The 18,224-nt window shown below is 57.2% G+C and carries 13 protein-coding genes; 10 read left to right on the top strand and 3 right to left on the bottom strand.

Features of this window, described 5'->3' with window-relative positions; genetic code table 11:
• Positions 1-46: 46 nt before the first annotated feature.
• From ACTG27_RS19295 to ACTG27_RS19285, 3 genes are all read left to right on the top strand, one after another.
• Positions 47-1,336 carry a carbohydrate porin gene (locus ACTG27_RS19295; RefSeq protein ID WP_236381745.1) on the top strand — a complete coding sequence of 430 codons (1,290 nt, stop codon included), beginning with the start codon at positions 47-49 and terminating at the stop codon, positions 1,334-1,336.
• 74 nt (positions 1,337-1,410) lie between these two features.
• The gene (locus ACTG27_RS19290) at positions 1,411-2,280 is read left to right on the top strand and encodes a MalM family protein (protein WP_123172738.1); all 870 of its coding nucleotides are present in this window, start codon (positions 1,411-1,413) and stop codon (positions 2,278-2,280) included.
• Positions 2,281-2,421: 141 nt separating this feature from the next.
• A complete protein-coding gene (locus tag ACTG27_RS19285) occupies positions 2,422-3,444 on the top strand; it encodes a LacI family DNA-binding transcriptional regulator (RefSeq protein WP_042084009.1) in 1,023 nt (340 codons plus the stop codon).
• A gap of 330 nt (positions 3,445-3,774) precedes the next feature.
• On the opposite strand, the gene ACTG27_RS19280 is transcribed toward ACTG27_RS19285, so the two are convergent.
• The 3 genes from ACTG27_RS19280 to ACTG27_RS19270 form a co-directional block, all read right to left on the bottom strand.
• Entirely contained in the window at positions 3,775-5,103 is a 1,329-nt protein-coding gene (locus ACTG27_RS19280; RefSeq protein ID WP_439980207.1) for an ABC transporter substrate-binding protein, read from the bottom strand.
• A 10-nt stretch (positions 5,104-5,113) separates the two neighbouring features.
• Positions 5,114-7,087, bottom strand: a complete 1,974-nt coding sequence (locus ACTG27_RS19275) for a methyl-accepting chemotaxis protein (protein WP_439980206.1) — start codon at positions 7,085-7,087, stop codon at positions 5,114-5,116.
• 93 nt (positions 7,088-7,180) lie between these two features.
• Complete coding sequence (locus tag ACTG27_RS19270; RefSeq protein ID WP_236381749.1) at positions 7,181-9,901, bottom strand: glycoside hydrolase family 3 protein; 2,721 nt, start codon at positions 9,899-9,901, stop codon at positions 7,181-7,183.
• Positions 9,902-10,568: 667 nt separating this feature from the next.
• On the opposite strand from ACTG27_RS19270, the gene ACTG27_RS19265 reads away from it, so the two are divergent.
• From ACTG27_RS19265 to ACTG27_RS19235, 7 genes are all read left to right on the top strand, one after another.
• A complete protein-coding gene (locus ACTG27_RS19265) occupies positions 10,569-12,920 on the top strand; it encodes a glycoside hydrolase family 9 protein (protein ID WP_240037875.1) in 2,352 nt (783 codons plus the stop codon).
• A gap of 922 nt (positions 12,921-13,842) precedes the next feature.
• A complete protein-coding gene (locus ACTG27_RS19260) occupies positions 13,843-14,148 on the top strand; it encodes a PTS sugar transporter subunit IIB (RefSeq protein WP_042658343.1) in 306 nt (101 codons plus the stop codon).
• A 27-nt stretch (positions 14,149-14,175) separates the two neighbouring features.
• Entirely contained in the window at positions 14,176-14,385 is a 210-nt protein-coding gene (locus ACTG27_RS19255) for a hypothetical protein (RefSeq protein WP_439980205.1), read from the top strand.
• Between the two features lie 29 nt (positions 14,386-14,414).
• Positions 14,415-15,527 carry a PTS sugar transporter subunit IIC gene (locus ACTG27_RS19250; RefSeq protein WP_439980203.1) on the top strand — a complete coding sequence of 371 codons (1,113 nt, stop codon included), beginning with the start codon at positions 14,415-14,417 and terminating at the stop codon, positions 15,525-15,527.
• 57 nt (positions 15,528-15,584) lie between these two features.
• On the top strand, positions 15,585-16,964 hold the full coding sequence (locus ACTG27_RS19245; RefSeq protein WP_100654524.1) for a glycoside hydrolase family 1 protein: 1,380 nt from the start codon (positions 15,585-15,587) through the stop codon (positions 16,962-16,964).
• A 10-nt stretch (positions 16,965-16,974) separates the two neighbouring features.
• Positions 16,975-17,286 (top strand): PTS lactose/cellobiose transporter subunit IIA, encoded by a 312-nt coding sequence (locus tag ACTG27_RS19240; protein WP_010673336.1) that lies wholly within the window; start codon positions 16,975-16,977, stop codon positions 17,284-17,286.
• A gap of 239 nt (positions 17,287-17,525) precedes the next feature.
• Positions 17,526-18,221 carry a family 16 glycosylhydrolase gene (locus ACTG27_RS19235; RefSeq protein WP_139729615.1) on the top strand — a complete coding sequence of 232 codons (696 nt, stop codon included), beginning with the start codon at positions 17,526-17,528 and terminating at the stop codon, positions 18,219-18,221.
• The last annotated feature ends 3 nt before the right edge of the window (positions 18,222-18,224 follow it).

The following is an 18,224-nucleotide window of genomic DNA, read 5'->3' as shown; positions in this document are numbered from 1 at the left end:
TCGAGAAATCGATTGAAAATAATTTTCTACGGATTGGAGCAATAAGATGAAATTGAAGTCACTCGCCTTGTTTGTCGGGGCATGTTACGGGCTAGCAGTGCCCGCCGTATCGAATGCCGCCGAGAGTTTTGGCTTCCACGGTTATATTCGTGCTGGTTCAATGTTTGACGCCAAGGACAACTTCGCCAAGGCGGGGTACGAATATGAGATGGACAAGACCATGGGGCGCCTGGGCTCCGAGCTGGACAACAGCTGGGAAGCGGGTCTGAACAAGTTGTGGGATCTGGGCAACAACAAGTCGGTCAACATTCACTTCAAGGTGGAGTCCGATGCCGATGGCCTGCAAACCCGTGCAGCACCTCGCGAAAGCGGTGTGTCAGAAACCTATGTGGAGCTGGGTGGCATCACCCCGACCGGGACCATGTGGGGTGGTCTGCGCTATTACGACCGCGAGAACTACATCTGGACAACCGACTATTTCTACACGGACTACTCGGGGACCGGCGTCGGCATCAAAGCCATGGAGATGGCGGGTGGCAAGTGGGACTTTGCCTATATCAACAGCAACGACACCAGCCACTCCGACCGCGCCAATGGCACTGAAGCCACCATGCACACCCTCCACACCAGCGCCCTCTACGGCGCCTGGGACATGGAGATCGCACTCAAGCAGATGCCCAGCAACGAATTCACCGGCGACAACAAGCAATATGCGACCAAGGGGGCAGAAGGAACCGTCATTTATTCCCGCGACGACTTCTTCTTCATGCCGGGCGGCTTCTCCAAGTTCATCGCCCAGGCAGGACGTGGACTGGGTTCAGGCGACTTGCTGGGGGCCAACCTGACCAATACCGCCATGTATCGCAAGGGCTCCCTGTATCAGAAGACACTGCAGGACAAGGCGGATGGCTATAAACCCTACCAGTCCAAGGTGATGGAAGGCGATCAATCCTATCGCGTCTTCCTCTGGGGTGGCTGGTATGGCGCCAATATTCATCTGCTGCCGACCCTCTCCTACCAGTACAACGACTACGAGCTGGGTGGCCATGACTCCTGGTATGCCGCATCTCTGCGCCCGGTATTCCCGATCAATGAGTTCTTCTCCATCCAGACGGAAGTCGGATATGTGAAAAACAACCTGATCATCGATAACGTCGAACGGGGTGGCACCTCTCACAAGGTCAGCATAGTGCCGACATTTACGGTCAATACAGGCATGGGGCCGTCACCGGAGATCCGCATTCTGACGACCTATGTCGATCACAACAACGAGACCCCCTGGCAGGAAGACCGGGAAGATTTCCTGGTCGGTGTGCAGGCGGACATGTGGTGGTAGGTTAGGTCGCGATACTTATTTTCACTATAATCTCGGGTCCCTTGGGGGACCCGCATTGCATACGAGGAAACACGATGAAGGGAACGAAACAGTGTCTGCCTTTCCTGGTCAGTCTGTTGATGGCCGGGTGCGTCAGTAAAAGCCCGGAGCATCCGCCAAGATCGGCCACCTCCGACTTGCAGCAGCAGCTTCAACATGACCGAGAACAATTGTCGGGCAAAATGGCGATCGCGGCATTCAAGGATCTTCGCTTCCAGCCCTTCGGGCAAGAAAGCCGTTGGGTAAATGTGGGTACTGACAGCCCAGTTTACGCATTCGATTCGGGCAAAAGCTATGTGATGGCATTCTCATTGCCCGCTTTCCCCCAAGCTGCCCGCGTCAAAGTAACCATCCCAATCGACTATACCATTTTTCTGCCCAGCATCCTGTTACTGGACGAGAATCACCACCCCGTTCAAACCATTCCCAGCTCCTCTTTCAGTTATAACGGCCGTTCATTAATTTCAGGACAGAACATCCAGGGAGAATTTACCATTCCGGCCCCCATCGGCAGCGTCCGAGCTGCCTATATGGTGATCTATTCTACTACTCTGGATATGCAAGGCAGCACCAGGCTCAATCCCGACGATCTCCAGCGCGCAATGCAATATGATCGCTCCACGGATGTCGCCCGTCTCATCAATGTGGAAGTGCCCCATTCGGCCACCGGACGATTATATTTGGCACTGGACGCAGAGGCTGCTGTAAATGCGACACCGAACGCAAAAACCATATCGCCCGTGATGATCACAGCAGATAAAGCGCTAGGTGAACTGGATTATTATCAACATATTCGCACTGCGGTTGTGAGCAAAAACTACGAGCAGGCTCTCGCCTGGGTCAAGGCCGCCGAACAGGCCGGTTTTACCAAAGCAAGAGAGGTTTTTTTTGCCGCCCAGCAGTAGTGGGCCCCTCAATCTGAGGCGAAGCATCATTGCTTGTCACCACCAAGGGAAAGGGTTATCCTAACCCGCTGATTTATTGAGAATATATTCTTGTAATATTGGTTATAGCCAAGGGTTTTCACAGTCGAGTACGGAGGGCGGATGTCGAAGTCAGCTCAGGAGAAAAAAGCCACTGTCTATGATATCGCCAGACGAGCCGGTGTCTCGGCAAGCACTGTATCCCGGATATTAAACGGCTCGGCCAAAGTGGCCGCAGATAAACGCCAAGCGGTTGAAGATGCAATTCAGGAATTGAATTTTCGTCCCAACCTTATGGCACAATATCTGAAAACGGGTCAATCCATGACCCTTGGGGTATTGACTCAACATGTAGAGAGTCCATTTTCCAACGAAATGTTGCGTGGTGTTGAACATACCCTTCAGGGCATGGAGTATGTGCCGCTGATTGTCAGCGGTCACTGGAATGCGGAAGAAGAAGTCGAACGGTTGCGCCTGCTGGTAGCTCGTCGGGTCGATGGTCTTATTATTTTGACCGGCCACGTAAATCAACAAACGCTGCTCGAGTTTTCACAGCAAATACCCATTGTTGCCACTGGCCACAATATCATGACCGAGCGGGTACATTCCTTCAGCATCAATAATCGGCTGGGTGGCTACATGGCAACTCGCTATTTATTGGATCTGGGTCATCATGACATCGCCCACATTGTCGGCTTACCGGATCAAAACGATGCCATCGAACGTCATCATGGTTATCGTCAGGCCTTAGTCAGCGCGGGAATCGAATATGATCCATCCTTGGTCATCCAAGGGGATTTCGCCGAGGCTGGTGGCCTGAATGCAGTGAAGAAACTGGTGCAGAGTGGCCGGAAATTCTCAGCCATATTCTGCGCCAACGATCAGACCTGCTACGGGGCTATTTTGGGGCTCAAGCAGTGCGGCTTAAGGGTACCAGAGGATGTTTCACTCATTGGTTTTGATGACCTGCCATTCTCTACCTATTCCAACCCGCCATTGACCACGGTACGCCAGCCCATCTACGAGATGGGGGTCAAAATGGTCAAGACTCTGTTGGGTTTGATCGAGGGCACGGAGCCAAACTCGGACGAACTGCCCGAATTGAGCATTGTGGTGCGTGATACTACACTGCCGTACAAAGGATGAATGTCGACTGGGGGTTTTTCCCTGCGCAGCATCCGCTCAAAGCGGCCTTCGGGCCGTTTTTCTTTTGTCAGCCGCCTGTCCAGCGAGCGACTTGTCCTTGTCGCATCTTCCACCTTGTCTCTCTGACGTAGCACAGACTCCACACACAACCCGGCGTACCTCTTCTACCGGCCCCTCAATCCGGCTGGCTCCATAAAACCAGCCAGAGCCTGGCAATGACAACCCGATGACATCTGCCTACAAACCGGCCCTGATGGAAAAAGGCGCCTGAAGGCGCCTTGAAGAGTCTGCTGATCGCAGCGGGGGATTGCCCTGTGGGCGTGTCCACCGTCAAGGCGCAGCGAAGGGAGACTCCGTCCCGATAGCTGTGCTGGTTGCCAGCGTGGGAAGATGCTCGTCCGCCTCACAGAGACGGGCTCTTTTTGCCGTCTTCTGGGGGAGATACCAGCTTGCCAACCCCTGCTGGATGCGCGCGGCGGCCGCTTCCGGCGTCATGGTGCCGAGCACCACGGATTGCGATACCTCCGCAAGCTCTGTGGTAAGCAATGGCTCACCCCGGGTGAGGAACTGCGCCCCCAGACGCAAGGTGGAATCGCAGGTATCCCGCCAGCCCATCATGGTGCTCGCCACCGGTTCCTTGAGCTCGAAGAAGTGGTTGGAGAGGGAGAAAAAACCGGGTACCGAATTGGAGAAACGCTCGGCAAAGTCGGCGCTTGCCATCCACTCCACCAGTTTCAGGGCGGCCTCCTTGTTCGGGCTGGCGGCATTGATGCCGATCCCCATGTCGGTGTGATCGGTGAAATAGCAGGTGTCCCCCTCCCGCGCGACGGGGGGCGGGAAGGCACCAAAATTGACCTTGCCGGTGAACTGGGCCAGCGACCAGGAGCCCGCCACTATCATGGCGGCCTTGCCCGCAGCAAAGGCATCCACCGCCTGTGCTTCGGTGGCATCGGCAGGATGGTCCCCTATGTAGGGCCGCCAGCTCGCCAGCTCACGAAACGCCGCCACATAAGGGGCGTCGGTCACTCGCGCCTGACCGTTGATCAGCGCCAGGCGGCCATCTTCCCCATGCCAGTAATTGGGACCGATATTCTGATAACCAAGCTCGGAGACCACCCAGCTGTCGTGAGCCGCCAGTGCCAGCGGCAGATAGCGGCCATCCTGCTTCACCTTCTCCAGCACGGCGAAGAAGTCGGCACGGGTTCGCGGCAGTGTCAGCCCAAGGGCGTTGAAGATATCGACATTGAAGTAGAAACCCTGGATCACGGAGGCAATGGGCAGGCAGAAGGTCTGGGCCCCGGAGTCGGTCTGCCAGGCGGCCTTGGCAAAGCTCGGGAAGTTCTCCATCCCGGGCAGGTCCGTCAGATCCATCAGATGCCCCTGCTGGAACAGCCGCAGGGACTGATCATAAGGGCGGCAAGTGATGAGATCCCCCGCCTTCCCCGCCGCCAGCCGCTCGGCAAGCTCCCGATCGTAATCCGCCGAGCGCTGCGAATGCAGCTTAAGGGTGATCTCGGGATGGATCGCCTGAAAACGGGGCAGAAACTGCTCCTTCCAGAGCGCCTCGTCATCCACGCGCCAGGTTTCCAGCACCAGCTCCTGGGATACCGCCGCCGTACTCAGCCCCCAGACCAGCAGGGCACTCACAGATTTCCACATCGCCTCTCTCCTACACCTTGAAACGGGCCACCAGACTCTGCTGCTGGCTGGCCAGCCCCGACAACACCTCACCACTGCTCGCCGATACCCGGGACGCCTGCTCGGTCTCGTGAGCCACGTCTGCGATGGCCGCCACATGCTGGGCCACTCCCTGACTCACCGAAATCTGCTCCGCTGCGGCATAAGCCATGTGATCCGCAATCTCCTTGATTGCCTCCATACGCGAGGCAATCCGCGTGAGGGCACTCTCAACATCCCGAGTCTGCAGCACACTCAGCTCAGTCTGCTCATGGCTCTGGGCCATCACGTTCGCCACATCGCGGGCGCATCCCTGCAGGTTATCGATCATCACTTGGATCTCCTGAGTCGCCCCTTGTGAACGGGTAGCCAGCGCCCGCACCTCCTCGGCCACCACGGCAAAACCCCGCCCGGCCTCCCCTGCACGGGCCGCTTCGATGGCCGCATTGAGGGCCAGCAGGTTGGTCTGTTCAGCCATGCCACGGATCACCTCAAGAATGTTGCCAATGTTGCTGCTGTAGCCTTCGAGCTTGCGGGTGATCGCCATGGCCCCGGCGATGTCGGTCGCCAGTTGCTCGATGCCATCCCGATTGGCCTTCATCAGATGACGTCCGCGCCGGCTCTCGTCATTGGCCTCACCCACCTCCCGACGAACATGATCGCTCGAGCGCGCCACTTCGGTCGCACTGGTCTCCAGCTCGAAGATGGCGGCCGCCACCTGATCGGTCTGCGCCTTCTGCGCCTGCACCTGCGACATCACCTGCTCGCCGATCTCTGCGGTCTTGCGCGTCTCGCTCACCAGGTACTCAGACCCGGTCTGGACCTCCATCAGGAGCGTCTTGGTGTGGTGGGCCAGCTGGTCGATGGAGTTCGCGACCTCACCAAGCTCGTTCCTGGCGGGGTAGCGAACCCGCAGCGTCATGTCCCCTTGTGCCATCAGACCGAGAACCCGATTGATCCGCACCAGCGGCACCTGGATGCTGCGGGCCGTACTCCAGGCAACAATGAGGGCGATGAGCACGGAACACAGGGCCACCATCACGATCCAGGTGCGGGCGCTGTCAACCGCGACGTCGGCACTCAGCCTGTCCTCCTGCATGCTCTGGTTGCTGATGGCGATAAGCCTGTCCAGGACCTCCCCCAGTTGCTGGCTCTGCGCCTCCTGCTGTTCACGCAAGCCATGGAGTTGCTGGCTGATTTGCTGACGGCGCACCAGGGTGGCAATCAGCCCCTTGTCGCCAAATACCAGCTGGGGAATGCGCGCCACATGGCGGATGAACCTGGCCTTGACGTCATCGGGGACAACAATCCGCTCCAGACGCTGGTTCGCAATGTCGATGTCTTTGGCCAGCACCCCCTGTAGCGCCACCAGATCCGTGTTGTCGTCGGCACGCAGGATCAGCTTGAGATCCCGTGCAATACCGCTGGTGATGAGCTCCGCCTTGTTCTGCAAAGAGCGCCGCCCCGCCGTGTAACGCACCAGCAGGTCCGCCGCCGAACGGTAGTTGTCGTCCAGGTGCAGCAGCTCGCTCCGCATCCGTGCGAGCACCCGCTCCAGCTCGACCGACTCTTCGTGCAGGCTCATCAACTGCTCAGAGATGGTAAACAGCCGGGGGGCCTGGTCGGTGACCCGGGCGAGTTGCCGCTCACTCTCGGTATCGAGCGTCAGGGCCGCGAATGCCTTGATGTGCTGCTCATAGCGGACCTTGTCATGGGCAACACGCTGACGGGACTCGGGGAACGCCGACGCCTCCCGGATGGCGAGATGCGCCAGGCTGTCCCTGTCAGCCATCAGCAACGCGGCGCGCAACCGGCTGGCGGTCAGGGCCTGAGGCGTCGCCTCCTCGGTCACCTGCTGGAAACGACCGTGAATGGAGGTCGTCTTCAGGTAACTGATGGCCCCGAGCAATAGCAACAGGACCAGCAGCAGCGCAAAGCCCAATCTGATCCGCTGTACGATCGACATCCTTTTCTCCCACCTCTCCCTCCGCATCGGGGCGGAGCCGGTTATCAAGGCACCAGGAGCCCGACAGGCATCCTGGTGCATCTGGCTGACGGCTTATCGACTCAACCTGCCCTGGCAATCGAGCCTGACCACTTCCCCTGAGGCCCCCAGCAGAGAAGCCGGTACCCAGCGTACGGTCGCCATGTCGATGCGTGCCTGTCCACTGGTGCCCAGGATGAAGGGGGTATTGACCTTCGCGAAGTCCATGCCCTCTTCGAGGCAGCGCAGGGGCAGACTCAGGGTCACCCACTTCTGCGGGGGCAACTGGCGCAAGGCCGGAGCAATCTCGATGGACTTGCCGCAGGGCCAGCCACACTGCAGCCCCAGCGTCATGTCCCCCGCTGGTGCCTGCTGCACCCGCAGCGTCACCTGCAGCTCGCTTTCGCCCTTCAGGTAGGTGCGACGATCCGCCCCCTTGACCTGGGTGGTCTGCAACTGGATCGTTGCCCCGGAGTCGACACCCGGCTTGTCCGCCCCGAGGAAGGTGACCGCTCGCGCATCCTGCTGGCGCAGGTAGTCGATGGGCTGAACCTTGATGAAGGTCATCTCGGTCACGCTGTTGCCGGAGACTTCAGTCCCCGTCCAGTTGCTGGCATCCCCCATGCGCAGACGGTGTTCTTCACCCGCCTTTGGCCCAAACAGCTCGAGCACCTTGTCAGCGGCGCTCAGTTTAGCGGGGTCGCTCTCGTTGCAACCGAAGGTTCGTTTATCCAGGGTCAGGGTATTGAGGTTGCTGACCCGGGCCGCCACAGGGGAAGGCTTGCCGTAGCTGAGCCCGTAGCCATAGGGGAAGAGCGGTGCGTACTCACCCGCTGGATCCTGCTCGAAGGTTGGGCGCTGCCAGCCCGGGATATGGGTGGGCGTGCGATTGATGGTGGTGGCGCACTTGCTGAAGGGCCACGAGAAGGAGAGGCGTCCCTGGAAGTCATGGGCCACCTTGCCCTTGGCATCCTTGAACAGCAGATCGGTGATCCCCTCCCCCTCGGTGCCCGGCAACCAGGCGGCGACAAAGGCGGAAGAGAGATTGATCTCCTCATTGACGTAGAGCGGACGTCCGGAGAAAAGCACGGTCACCACGGGGATGCCGGCCGCCTTCAGTCGCTTGAGGGTCAAAAGATCCTCGTGATAGCTGCTCTTGAGATCCCCATAGGCAAGGGTCTTGTTGTCAGGAATGTCACCGAACCACTCGGCATAGGGATCCTCCCCCATGACCAGGATGGCGACATCGGGCTTGGCTCCCGCAAGCTCACCAGATCCCGTGCTCACCTGTACATGATCCGCACCGACGGTGGCGGTCACCGCATCCAGTACGCTCTGGGCACCGGGGAAATCACCGCGCCCGTTCTCGCTGCCTTGCCAGGTCAGGCTCCAGCCCCCCACCTGCTTGCCCAGATCGTTGGCGGCGCTCCCAGCCACCAGCACCCGGCTCTGCCGGCTCAGGGGCAGGATCCTGCCCTCGTTCTTGAGCAGCACCAGCGACTTGCGTACCGCCTCCCGGGCCAGCGCCTTGTGCGTCACTGCACCAAGTTCACTCTGTTTGCCCGCCAGCTCACGGGCCGACGGCATGGGTTTCTCCCACAGCCCGGCCCGCATCTTGACCCGCAGGATACGCGTCACGGCATCGTCGATCCGGCTTATCGGGATCTGCCGACTCGCCACGCCATCGAGCAGGCTCTGGCGAAACTCCATCCAGTCCTTGCGCGCCGTGACCATGAAGATGTCGACCCCGGCCAACACCGCAGGCAGGCAGCTCCCCATGGTGCAGCCGGCGATCTCGCTGTGACCGTTCCAATCAGAGACGACAAGACCATCAAAGCCCATCTTGCCCTTGAGCACGTCGGTCAGCAGATAGCGGCTGCCGTGCAGCTTGCCGTTGTACTCCACCCCGTCTTCTGGCAGCACGTCGCGGTTGAGCTCGTTGTGCCAGCTGTTGAACGAAGCCATGACCACCTGGGCACCGGCATCCAGCCCCGAGAAGTAGCCCACCGCGTGCAGGTTGCGCAGATCCTCTTCCGAATAGAAGTTCTGACCCCGGTCGACCCCGTTCAGGGTACCACCGTCCCCCACGAAGTGTTTCACGTTCGAGATGACATGGCGCTGGCCGCGTAGATCCGTCGCGGAACCTTGCAGGCCACGCACCATCTCGCCAGCATAGTGATAGACGATGGCGGGATCTTCGGAATAGCCCTCATAGGTCCGGCCCCAGCGATCATCTCTGGGCACCGCCACCGTCGGGGCGAAGGTCCAGTCCAGCCCGGTGGCGGCCACTTCCCGCGCCGTCACCTGGCCGATACGGTAGATGAGCCCCGGATCCCGCGCAGCACCAAGGCCGATGTTGTGCGGGAACAGGGTCGCCGCAAAGACGTTGTTGTGGCCGTGCACCGCATCGGTCGCCCACATGAATGGAATGCGATAGCCCCTGCCCTCAAAGCCCGCTTCCGCCGCTTGCCAGTAAGTGTCGGCCTGGCGTGCCCAGTCCGCTGCTGAGGCGTGTTTGTTGTTGCCTGGCCAACCGCCACCCCCGTTGAGGACGGAACCAATCTTGTAGCGAGTGACCTCCTCTGGGGTCACTTCACGAAAGTCGGGCTGGATCATCTGGCCGACCTTCTCCTCCAGGGTCATCCGGGAGAGCAGGGACTGGATCTGGCGCTCCATCCCCTCGTCCTTGGCAATGGCGCTATGGATCTGCGGCCAAGTGACAAAATAGGGCATGGTCGACAGCTCATCCGCCATCCCGGCACTCCAGATGCCGCACCCCACGAATAGGCAGGTCATAGACCTGGTGAGACCTGTAGTTTTACGCATTTTCCTTATGACTCTCCGGATATTCTCATTCATCGCCTGACGCATCGATCATGGGGGTCCGCCTTGAAAAACAGTCCAAATATGAAATCGATTGCAAGAATATTTAATGGTAAACAGAAATCTCCTCACCATTCCAGCAGTATCTTTACCCTGCCACGGTAAAAATCCCACCGAGAGAGTAAATAGTGATGTAGCTCACAAAGATCAGACTGTTTCTCGCCAGCAAAATATCCAGGAGGGGATGGAGCACACGGAAAAGCACCATGATAGAAAAAGCAATAAAATTATAAACATATAGTGTATTTTTCATCTCATGCCACTGCATATTTTACCGAGAATGGCACCCATTTGGTTAAACTGGCGGGAAATAAAGAGAGGATGATAAGGATTCAATAGAATTCAAACCTCGTAGATCTACATATCAATAAACGAAAATTTGTAGCCCACATCACAGTTCATAAAGGCAAACTTGATTTGCCACAAACTTTACTATTACCTAATCCATGAAATCGATTTCCACTCAAGGGTTGTATGTAAGTCTTGACAGTGAAATGCGGGTAGCAGGATGACTCGGTCATTTTCAGCGCGAGTGCGAAAATCGACGCCATTATTTCCGTCTGTGATCAAAGGGGTAACAATGAAAATATCTCGGCTTAGTGCCCTGACGCTTGCCATGTCTTGCGTCATTGGCTTGCATGGCTGTTCCCTGCCCAGCGCAGGGGCATCAGGCTCCGGTGCCTCCTCGGCATCTGCCGGACCTGTGGGTGAATTGCTAACCAACGGGGGCTTCCAGGGAACCGATGGCTGGTGGACGGCTGGGGGCACCCTGAACGCCGAGAACCAGATGGGCTGTATCACCTTCACCGAGTCGGGATCCAATCCCTGGGATGTCATCCTGGGCCAGTCCAACCTCGGCCTGGTTCAGGGGCAAACCTACAAGCTCCATTTCACTGCCATGGCCAAGAGCGACATCAACGTCAAGGCCCTGATCCAGCATGATGGCGCCCCCTACACCAACCATATGGTGCAGGACCTCGCCCTCAGCAGCACACCCAAACCTTTCGACATCCAGTTCACGCCCTCCTCCACGGACGAGAAGACCCAGTTTCAACTCCAGATGGGCACCCAGACACCGACCACCGTCTGCATCGGTGAAGCAACGCTCTCGGGTCCATCCCTGGTCAAGAAATCTGATCTGGCCAGCGTGCGCGTCAACCAAGTCGGCTACCTGAGCAAGGCATTGAAACGTGCGACCATCGCCACCGACAGTAAGGACTCGCTCCCCTGGACCCTGCGCAATGCCCAGGGTGAGGCCATCGCCGAAGGCAAGACCACACCCTTTGGCCTGAATGCAGCATCCGGCGAGAACGTACAGATTGCCGACTTCAGTCAGGTCACCACCCCGGGCACCGGCCTGGTACTGGAGGTCGCCGGCCAGAAGAGTCATCCATTCAGCATCGGCGATGACATCTATCACACCATGAAATTCGATGCCCTCTCCTTCTTCTATCAGCAGCGTAGCGGCATCGACATCGAGGCCAAATATGTCCAGCGCCCCGATCTCGCTCGCCCGGCAGGACACAAGCCCGAGAAAGTGACCTGCTTCAACAAACAGGATGCCAAGGGCAACCAGTGGCCAGGTTGTGACTTCACGCTGGATGTGACCGGCGGCTGGTACGACGCTGGCGATCAGGGCAAGTACGTGGTCAACGGCGGCATCTCGGTATGGACCTTGATGAACCTCTATGAGCGAGAGCAACTGGCGCAAGAGGGTGACAAGAGCGCCTTTGCCGACGGCAAGGCTAAAATCCCGGAACAGCACAACGGCCACAACGATCTGCTGGACGAATCCCGCTGGATGATGGAGTTCTTCCTCGCCATGCAGGTACCCGAAGGCAAGAATGCCTGGGTACCGGTAGGAGATCAGTCCAAGCAGCTCGACAGCCTGAAACTGACCGAGATCGATGCCTCAGGCATGGTCTTCCACAAGGTCGCCGATGAAGCCTGGACCGGGATGCCGCTCCCGCCCCACAAGGATCCACAACCCCGTTTCCTGAGCCACCCCAGCACGGCTGCGACCCTGAACCTGGCTGCCACCGCAGCCCAGTCTGCTCGCGTATGGAAAGATCTGGATCCGGCCTTCGCACAGCGCAGCCTACAGGCAGCCGAACGAGCCTGGAAGGCGGCAAAACGCCATCCGGACGTCTATGCCTATGACAACTTTGTGGGATCCGGTCCCTACGATGACACCAACCTGAAGGACGAATTCTACTGGGCTGCCGCCGAGCTATTTACCACCACCGGCAAATCCGAGTACAAGCAGGCCGTCCAGCAGTCCCCTCTCTATATGGCCGCCCCCAAGGGGGATCGCAGCGCAAGCGGTGATCTCTACTGGCAGGATCTCAGCAGCGCAGGGACCATCACGCTGGCCATGGTGCCTAACAAACTGGGCAAACAGGAAGTGGAGAAGGCGCGCGCTGCTATCATCGCCGCCGCCGACGGCTACCAGAAGAGCGTGGCGACAGAGGGTTACCTTATCCCCTATCAGGCCACCGAATACCCCTGGGGCTCCAACTCCAACCTGATGAATCGCAGCATCTTCCTCGGGTTGGCCCATGACTTCACGGGGGAGCGCAAATACCTGCAGGCCATGTCCGATGCCATGGACTATGTGCTGGGCCGCAACCCCCTCGACCAGTCCTATGTGTCGGGCTACGGCAGTCGTCCGCTGAAGAATCCGCACCACAGGTTCTGGGCACACCCAGCTGATCACGCGTCCCCCCTGGTTCCGCCAGGAGTAATGTCTGGGGGCCCCAACTCCATCAACTTCAGCGATCCCGTTGCATCCACTATGAAAGGGAAGTGCACCGGCCAGACCTGCTGGAAAGACGAGATAGGAGCCTGGACCCTGAACGAAGTTACCATCAACTGGAATGCTCCCTTCTTCTGGGCTGTCAGCGTGCTGGATGAAGGCGGATTAACCCGTTAAGTGCGCTCCCGATGCTCCGTCACCATGGCGGAGCATTTTCCCCTCCCGACCTTGTCCCTATGCAGATATCGGGCCTGTGTCTATCTTTTTCCCCATCTCCCATCAATACAAACGCCACAGGGCGAATAGATAAGTGGCCCCGCAAACTCTTGCGTCCCTCCCTTATCCACAGCCTTTACGACAAAGTTATGCCTTCTGAGTGCTTCTCATCCACCTTTGGGCGCTGCTGATTTTCTACCGTAATACCGTGCCCTTAGGCCTCCTGACGCAATACGGCAGCCGCGCAGAGCAATCTCTCCTGCGATGCAATACAGTGCTACATACAGGTAGATGAGCCCGTGCCAGTACCTAGAGTCGATACTGTCATCATCCCTTCGGGCTTACGGCAAGGTTAGGTCAACGCCTCCATCGGCGCAGGGCTTTGCCCTAGGTCTGCGAGCTTCTGCAATGAAATCTTGCAACCATCTCACATCTGAAAGGTCTCCCTATCCCCGACATGGTCCAGAAAAGGCCCCTAGGCCATGACGAGACCTGCCATCAGGGCGGAGTAACCATCAGCAGAGAGCGGTAAAGCACAGGACATCATGGAGGCGGGTATCTGTTGGGGCTTTCAACATCAATGCACCGCGGGAAGAGTACGCTCTGCATCTTGTGGGGCCTGCCCAGCAGGTGTTGGGTTGGCATAAAGAACCAACAGATATGAAATCGATATTCCAAAAGAAAAACCCAACAACAACCAGATCAAAATAATCAACACAAAAACAAAAAACCTTATTTTCAAAGCACTTAACATCCTTATCACGCACAAACACAACCCGATGAGTGATCGGCATCACAATTGCAAAAGCTCAAATGTGAAATCGATTTCCCAAATTATTAGGTCGATCTATAGTGAGTTCAATTTAATAACTGAGGAATGATCATGAAAAAAATCATGCTGTGCTGCTCTGCCGGGATGTCCACCAGCCTGCTGGTGAAAAAAATGCTGGTAGAAGCCGAAAAACGGGGCCTGGCTGCCGAGATCAAGGCTTTTGGCGCATCAGAGTTCGATGATCAGATGCCGCTCTACCAGGTGGTCTTGCTAGGGCCACAGATCAAGTACATGCAACCTGAATTACAAGCCAAGGCAGCCGTTCATGGTGTCAAGGTACAACCCATCGACATGATGGATTACGGCATGCAGCGCGGTGACAAGGTGTTGGATTACGCCCTGTCCCTGATTGGTTAAGCGTGCTCACAAGGAAGGACACACACAATGAGTTCACTCTATGGGATGCTGGTCAAGTTGATCGAACAACGGATCGGCCCATTGGCAGGAAAACTGGGCCAGCAACGCTATGTTCTGGCCATCCGTGACGGCTTCATTGCCGCGCTGCCGTTCATGATCGTCGGCAGCTTTATGCTAGTCTTCATCTTCCCCCCATCTCCAGCGAAACCACCTGGGGCTTTGCCAGAGCTTGGCTAGATTTTTCCAACACCTATCGTGCCGAACTCATGTTGCCCTTCAACATGAGCATGGGACTGATGACGGTCTTCATCTCGGTGGGCGTCGCATCCAGCCTGGCCAAGCAATACTCCCTGGACCCCATCACCACGGGCCTGCTCTCCCTGATGTCGTTCATGCTGGTGGCGGCGCAATATAAAGACGGCACCATCTCCACCCAGTATTTCTCCGGTCAGGGCATCTTTACCGCTCTCATTTGTGCCATCTATTCGACCGAGGTCTACGCCTGGCTCAAGCGCAACAACATCACCATCCGTCTGCCCGAGCAGGTCCCGATGGGGGTGGCGCGCTCCTTCGAGGTACTGATCCCGGTCCTGGCGATCATCCTGACCTTACACCCCTTCAACATGCTGCTGCAGGAAACCACAGGCATGATCCTGCCCGAGGCGATCATGGCCATGCTCAAACCGCTAGTGGCGGCTTCCGACAGCCTGCCTGCCGTCTTGCTGGCGGTGCTGTTGTGCCAGATCCTATGGTTTGCCGGCATCCACGGCACCATGATCGTCACCGGCATCATGAACCCCTTCTGGATGGCAAACCTGGCCAGCAACCAGGCCGCACTAGCCGCAGGTCAGGCCATTCCTCACACCTTCCTGCCCGGTTTCTGGGATCACTTCCTGTTCATCGGCGGCGTGGGATCCACCTTGCCACTGGCATTCCTGCTGATGCGCAGCCGTGCCGTGCACCTGCGCACCATAGGACGAATGGGCGTGGTCCCCGGGTTCTTTAACATCAACGAACCGATCCTGTTTGGTGCCCCCATCATCATGAACCCGGTCTTCTTCCTGCCCTTCATCCTGGTGCCGGTGATCAACGCCATCCTGGCCTGGTTTGCCGTGGATCTGGGTCTGGTTGAGAAGGTCGTGATGCTGACCGCATGGACCACGCCGGCCCCCATCGGCGCCTCCTGGGCGACCAACTGGGCCTTCAGTCCGGTCATCATGTGCTTCATCTGCATGGGGATCTCCGCCCTGATGTATTACCCCTTCGTGCGGGCTTACGAACGCACCCTGCTCAAGCAGGAAGCCGAGACGGCTGAAGCGGAAGAAGCCGCCAGATCAGAAAAAGCAGACACAATCACACCGATTCAGAGTCAGGCGTAAGCACCCGGCGTGCGGGCGCCACGCCGCCTGCACGCCGGTCATCAAGAGGAAACTGCAATGCAATATACATTCCCCGAAGGCTTCTGGTGGGGTAGCGCCTCGTCGGCCGCACAATCGGAAGGGGCTGCCAACGTGGGCGGCAAGGCACCGACCATCTGGGATCACTGGTTCGAGACGGAGCCACATCGTTTCCACGGTCAGGTAGGCCCAGCCAACACCTCCACCTTCTACGATCGTTATCGTGAAGACATCGCATTGATGGAACAGATTGGCCACAACAGCTTCCGCACATCCATCTCCTGGGCCCGGTTGCTGCCGGATGGCCACACCGTCAACCAGGAGGCCGTCGACTTCTACAACAAGGTTATCGATGAGCTGCTGGCCAAGGGGATCAAACCCTTCATCGGCCTGTTCCACTTCGACATGCCGATGTACTGGCAGGAGCAGGGGGGCTGGGAGAGCCGCGAAACCGTGGCGGCTTATGCCGAGTACGCAGAGCTCTGCTTCAAACTGTTCGGTGATCGCGTCGCCTGCTGGATGACCTTCAATGAACCAGTGGTGGTGGTGGAAGGTGGTTATCTGTATGACTTCCATTACCCGAACCAGATGGACTTCAGACGGGCAGCCCAGGTGGCTTATCACATGATGCTGGCCCACAGCCTGGCGGTGAAGCGTTATCGAACACTATCCCTGCCCGGCCAGATCGGCATTGTCCTGAACCTGACCCCCTCATATCCGCGCTCTTCAAACCCGGCGGACTTGAAGGCCTCGTTCATTGCTGACCTGTTCTTCAACCGCGCCTTCCTCGATCCTGCGGTGAAGGGAGTTTATCCCCAGGAGCTGATCGATATCCTGCGCGAACACGATCAGATGCCCGTGGTGCAAAGCGGCGACTGCGAACTGCTGGCCGCCGGCAAGATCGATCTGCTCGGCATCAACTATTACCAGCCGCGGCGAGTGAAGGCACGCATGACCGCCATCAACCCGGACTCCCCTTTCCTGCCTGACTGGTTCTTCGAGAATTACGAGATGCCAGGCCGCAAAATGAACCCTTATCGTGGCTGGGAAATATATGAGCGCGGTATTTATGACATATTGATCAACCTGCGCGACAACTATGGAAATATTCCAAGCTATATCTCCGAAAATGGCATGGGTGTCGAAGGGGAACACAGATTCATTGGTGAAGATGGTCAGGTAAAAGACGACTATCGTATCGACTTCATTCGTGGCCACCTCCAGTGGATTCATACCGCCATTGCTGAAGGAAGTAATTGCCGTGGTTATCACCTGTGGACCTTTATTGACAACTGGTCCTGGATGAATGCCTACAAGAACCGCTATGGATTCATCAGCCTTGATTTGGAAAGCCAGCAGCGCACCGTCAAGAAAAGTGGTGAATGGTTCGCCAACGTCTCTCGTAATAATGGATTTTAAGGAGTCATAAATGATGGATCTTGAAGAAGCAGTCATGGGCATCATCGTCAATGCCGGTCAATCTCGCAGTCTCTGTTTCGAAGCCCTGCGTCAGGCTCGTGCTGGCCAGTTCAGCGAAGCGGATGCCTTGCTGCTCCAGGCCACCGACGCAGGGAAGGCTGCCCATGCCGTACAAACCAAACTGATTGAAGCCGATGAGGGCGAAGGCAAGACCAAGATGACACTGGTCATGGTACATGCTCAGGATCACCTGATGACATCCATTCTGTGCCGCGAACTGGCCACCGAACTGGTCGAGATCTATCGCCGCCAAGCAAGCTGATTTTAACTCATCGGATCGGGAGTCCGTGCTTTTGCCACCGTTATATACGGTGGCTTTTTTTATTCTGGTTATACCAACCAGCCGTCATGTATTTCATACCTTTTCAGGCAATTTCAAAAATATGAAACTGTCATGACGCGATACCAGTATAAGTTTCAATATCTGTTTATGGCTATTCTTATGCTGCTTGTAGTCATCAATAAAACACTCATTAATAAACACACAGGAATGTGGATAATATGCGTAAACTTGGACTGATGTCAGTATTGCTGATGGCGGGAGGATTATATTCCACTCAGGCATCGGCATGGTGGTGGAGCAATCAGGATTGGCAGGTCTCTGATGGTTGGCGTAATGGAGGGGCAGAATTCGACTGCACCTGGCGCGCCGCCAACGTCTGGATGGAGTCCGGCATGGCCATCCTCCATGCGAAATCCGACAAAGGAAACAAGAGCTGCGCTGAGCTGCGAACCTACAACTACACCCGCAAGGGTCGTTATGAGGTGCAGATGCAGGCAGGATCGGTGCCCGGCACCATCAGCTCCTTCTTTACCTATACCGGAGATGCAGGCACCAGCTCTCACTATGAAGTCGACATCGAGCTGATGGGGGGCACCAACCTGCTCCATACCAACATCTGGATCCAGGGGCGTCAGTATCCTCAAGACATCGATTTAGGCAAGTACGGCATGTCAATCTGGAATATGGAGCGCTACGCCTTTAATATCGATGCAGCGGGTGTCACTTGGCAGGTGTTCAGCCGCACCCAGAACAAATGGGTGAGCGTGCGCCGAGAGAGCCGCCCCGTCACCAGTTGGATGCAGGTTTTTGTGAACAACTGGATCAGCGCCAATCCCAGCTTCCCACCCAGTACCTACAACAGCCAACCTGTCTACGCCAAATACAAGTACGTCAACGTAACTCCATGGGAATGATAG

Origin of the sequence: Aeromonas sp. 97A (assembly GCF_051919185.1) — a bacterium.
GTDB classification, from domain to species: Bacteria; Pseudomonadota; Gammaproteobacteria; order Enterobacterales; family Aeromonadaceae; genus Aeromonas; species Aeromonas veronii.
The sequence above is the reverse complement of the archived record's forward strand: the minus strand, read 5'-3'. Positions and strand labels throughout refer to the sequence as shown.

What these genes read in the sequence shown, in the direction of transcription:
- ACTG27_RS19295 (WP_236381745.1), top strand. Translation starts at nt 47, where the DNA reads ATGAAATTGAAGTCACTCGCCTTGTTTGTCGGGGCATGTTACGGGCTA.
- ACTG27_RS19290 (WP_123172738.1), top strand. Translation starts at nt 1,411, where the DNA reads ATGAAGGGAACGAAACAGTGTCTGCCTTTCCTGGTCAGTCTGTTGATG.
- ACTG27_RS19285 (WP_042084009.1), top strand. Translation starts at nt 2,422, where the DNA reads ATGTCGAAGTCAGCTCAGGAGAAAAAAGCCACTGTCTATGATATCGCC.
- ACTG27_RS19280 (WP_439980207.1), bottom strand. Translation starts at nt 5,103, where the DNA reads ATGTGGAAATCTGTGAGTGCCCTGCTGGTCTGGGGGCTGAGTACGGCG.
- ACTG27_RS19275 (WP_439980206.1), bottom strand. Translation starts at nt 7,087, where the DNA reads ATGTCGATCGTACAGCGGATCAGATTGGGCTTTGCGCTGCTGCTGGTC.
- ACTG27_RS19270 (WP_236381749.1), bottom strand. Translation starts at nt 9,901, where the DNA reads ATGACCTGCCTATTCGTGGGGTGCGGCATCTGGAGTGCCGGGATGGCG.
- ACTG27_RS19265 (WP_240037875.1), top strand. Translation starts at nt 10,569, where the DNA reads ATGAAAATATCTCGGCTTAGTGCCCTGACGCTTGCCATGTCTTGCGTC.
- ACTG27_RS19260 (WP_042658343.1), top strand. Translation starts at nt 13,843, where the DNA reads ATGAAAAAAATCATGCTGTGCTGCTCTGCCGGGATGTCCACCAGCCTG.
- ACTG27_RS19255 (WP_439980205.1), top strand. Translation starts at nt 14,176, where the DNA reads ATGAGTTCACTCTATGGGATGCTGGTCAAGTTGATCGAACAACGGATC.
- ACTG27_RS19250 (WP_439980203.1), top strand. Translation starts at nt 14,415, where the DNA reads ATGTTGCCCTTCAACATGAGCATGGGACTGATGACGGTCTTCATCTCG.
- ACTG27_RS19245 (WP_100654524.1), top strand. Translation starts at nt 15,585, where the DNA reads ATGCAATATACATTCCCCGAAGGCTTCTGGTGGGGTAGCGCCTCGTCG.
- ACTG27_RS19240 (WP_010673336.1), top strand. Translation starts at nt 16,975, where the DNA reads ATGATGGATCTTGAAGAAGCAGTCATGGGCATCATCGTCAATGCCGGT.
- ACTG27_RS19235 (WP_139729615.1), top strand. Translation starts at nt 17,526, where the DNA reads ATGCGTAAACTTGGACTGATGTCAGTATTGCTGATGGCGGGAGGATTA.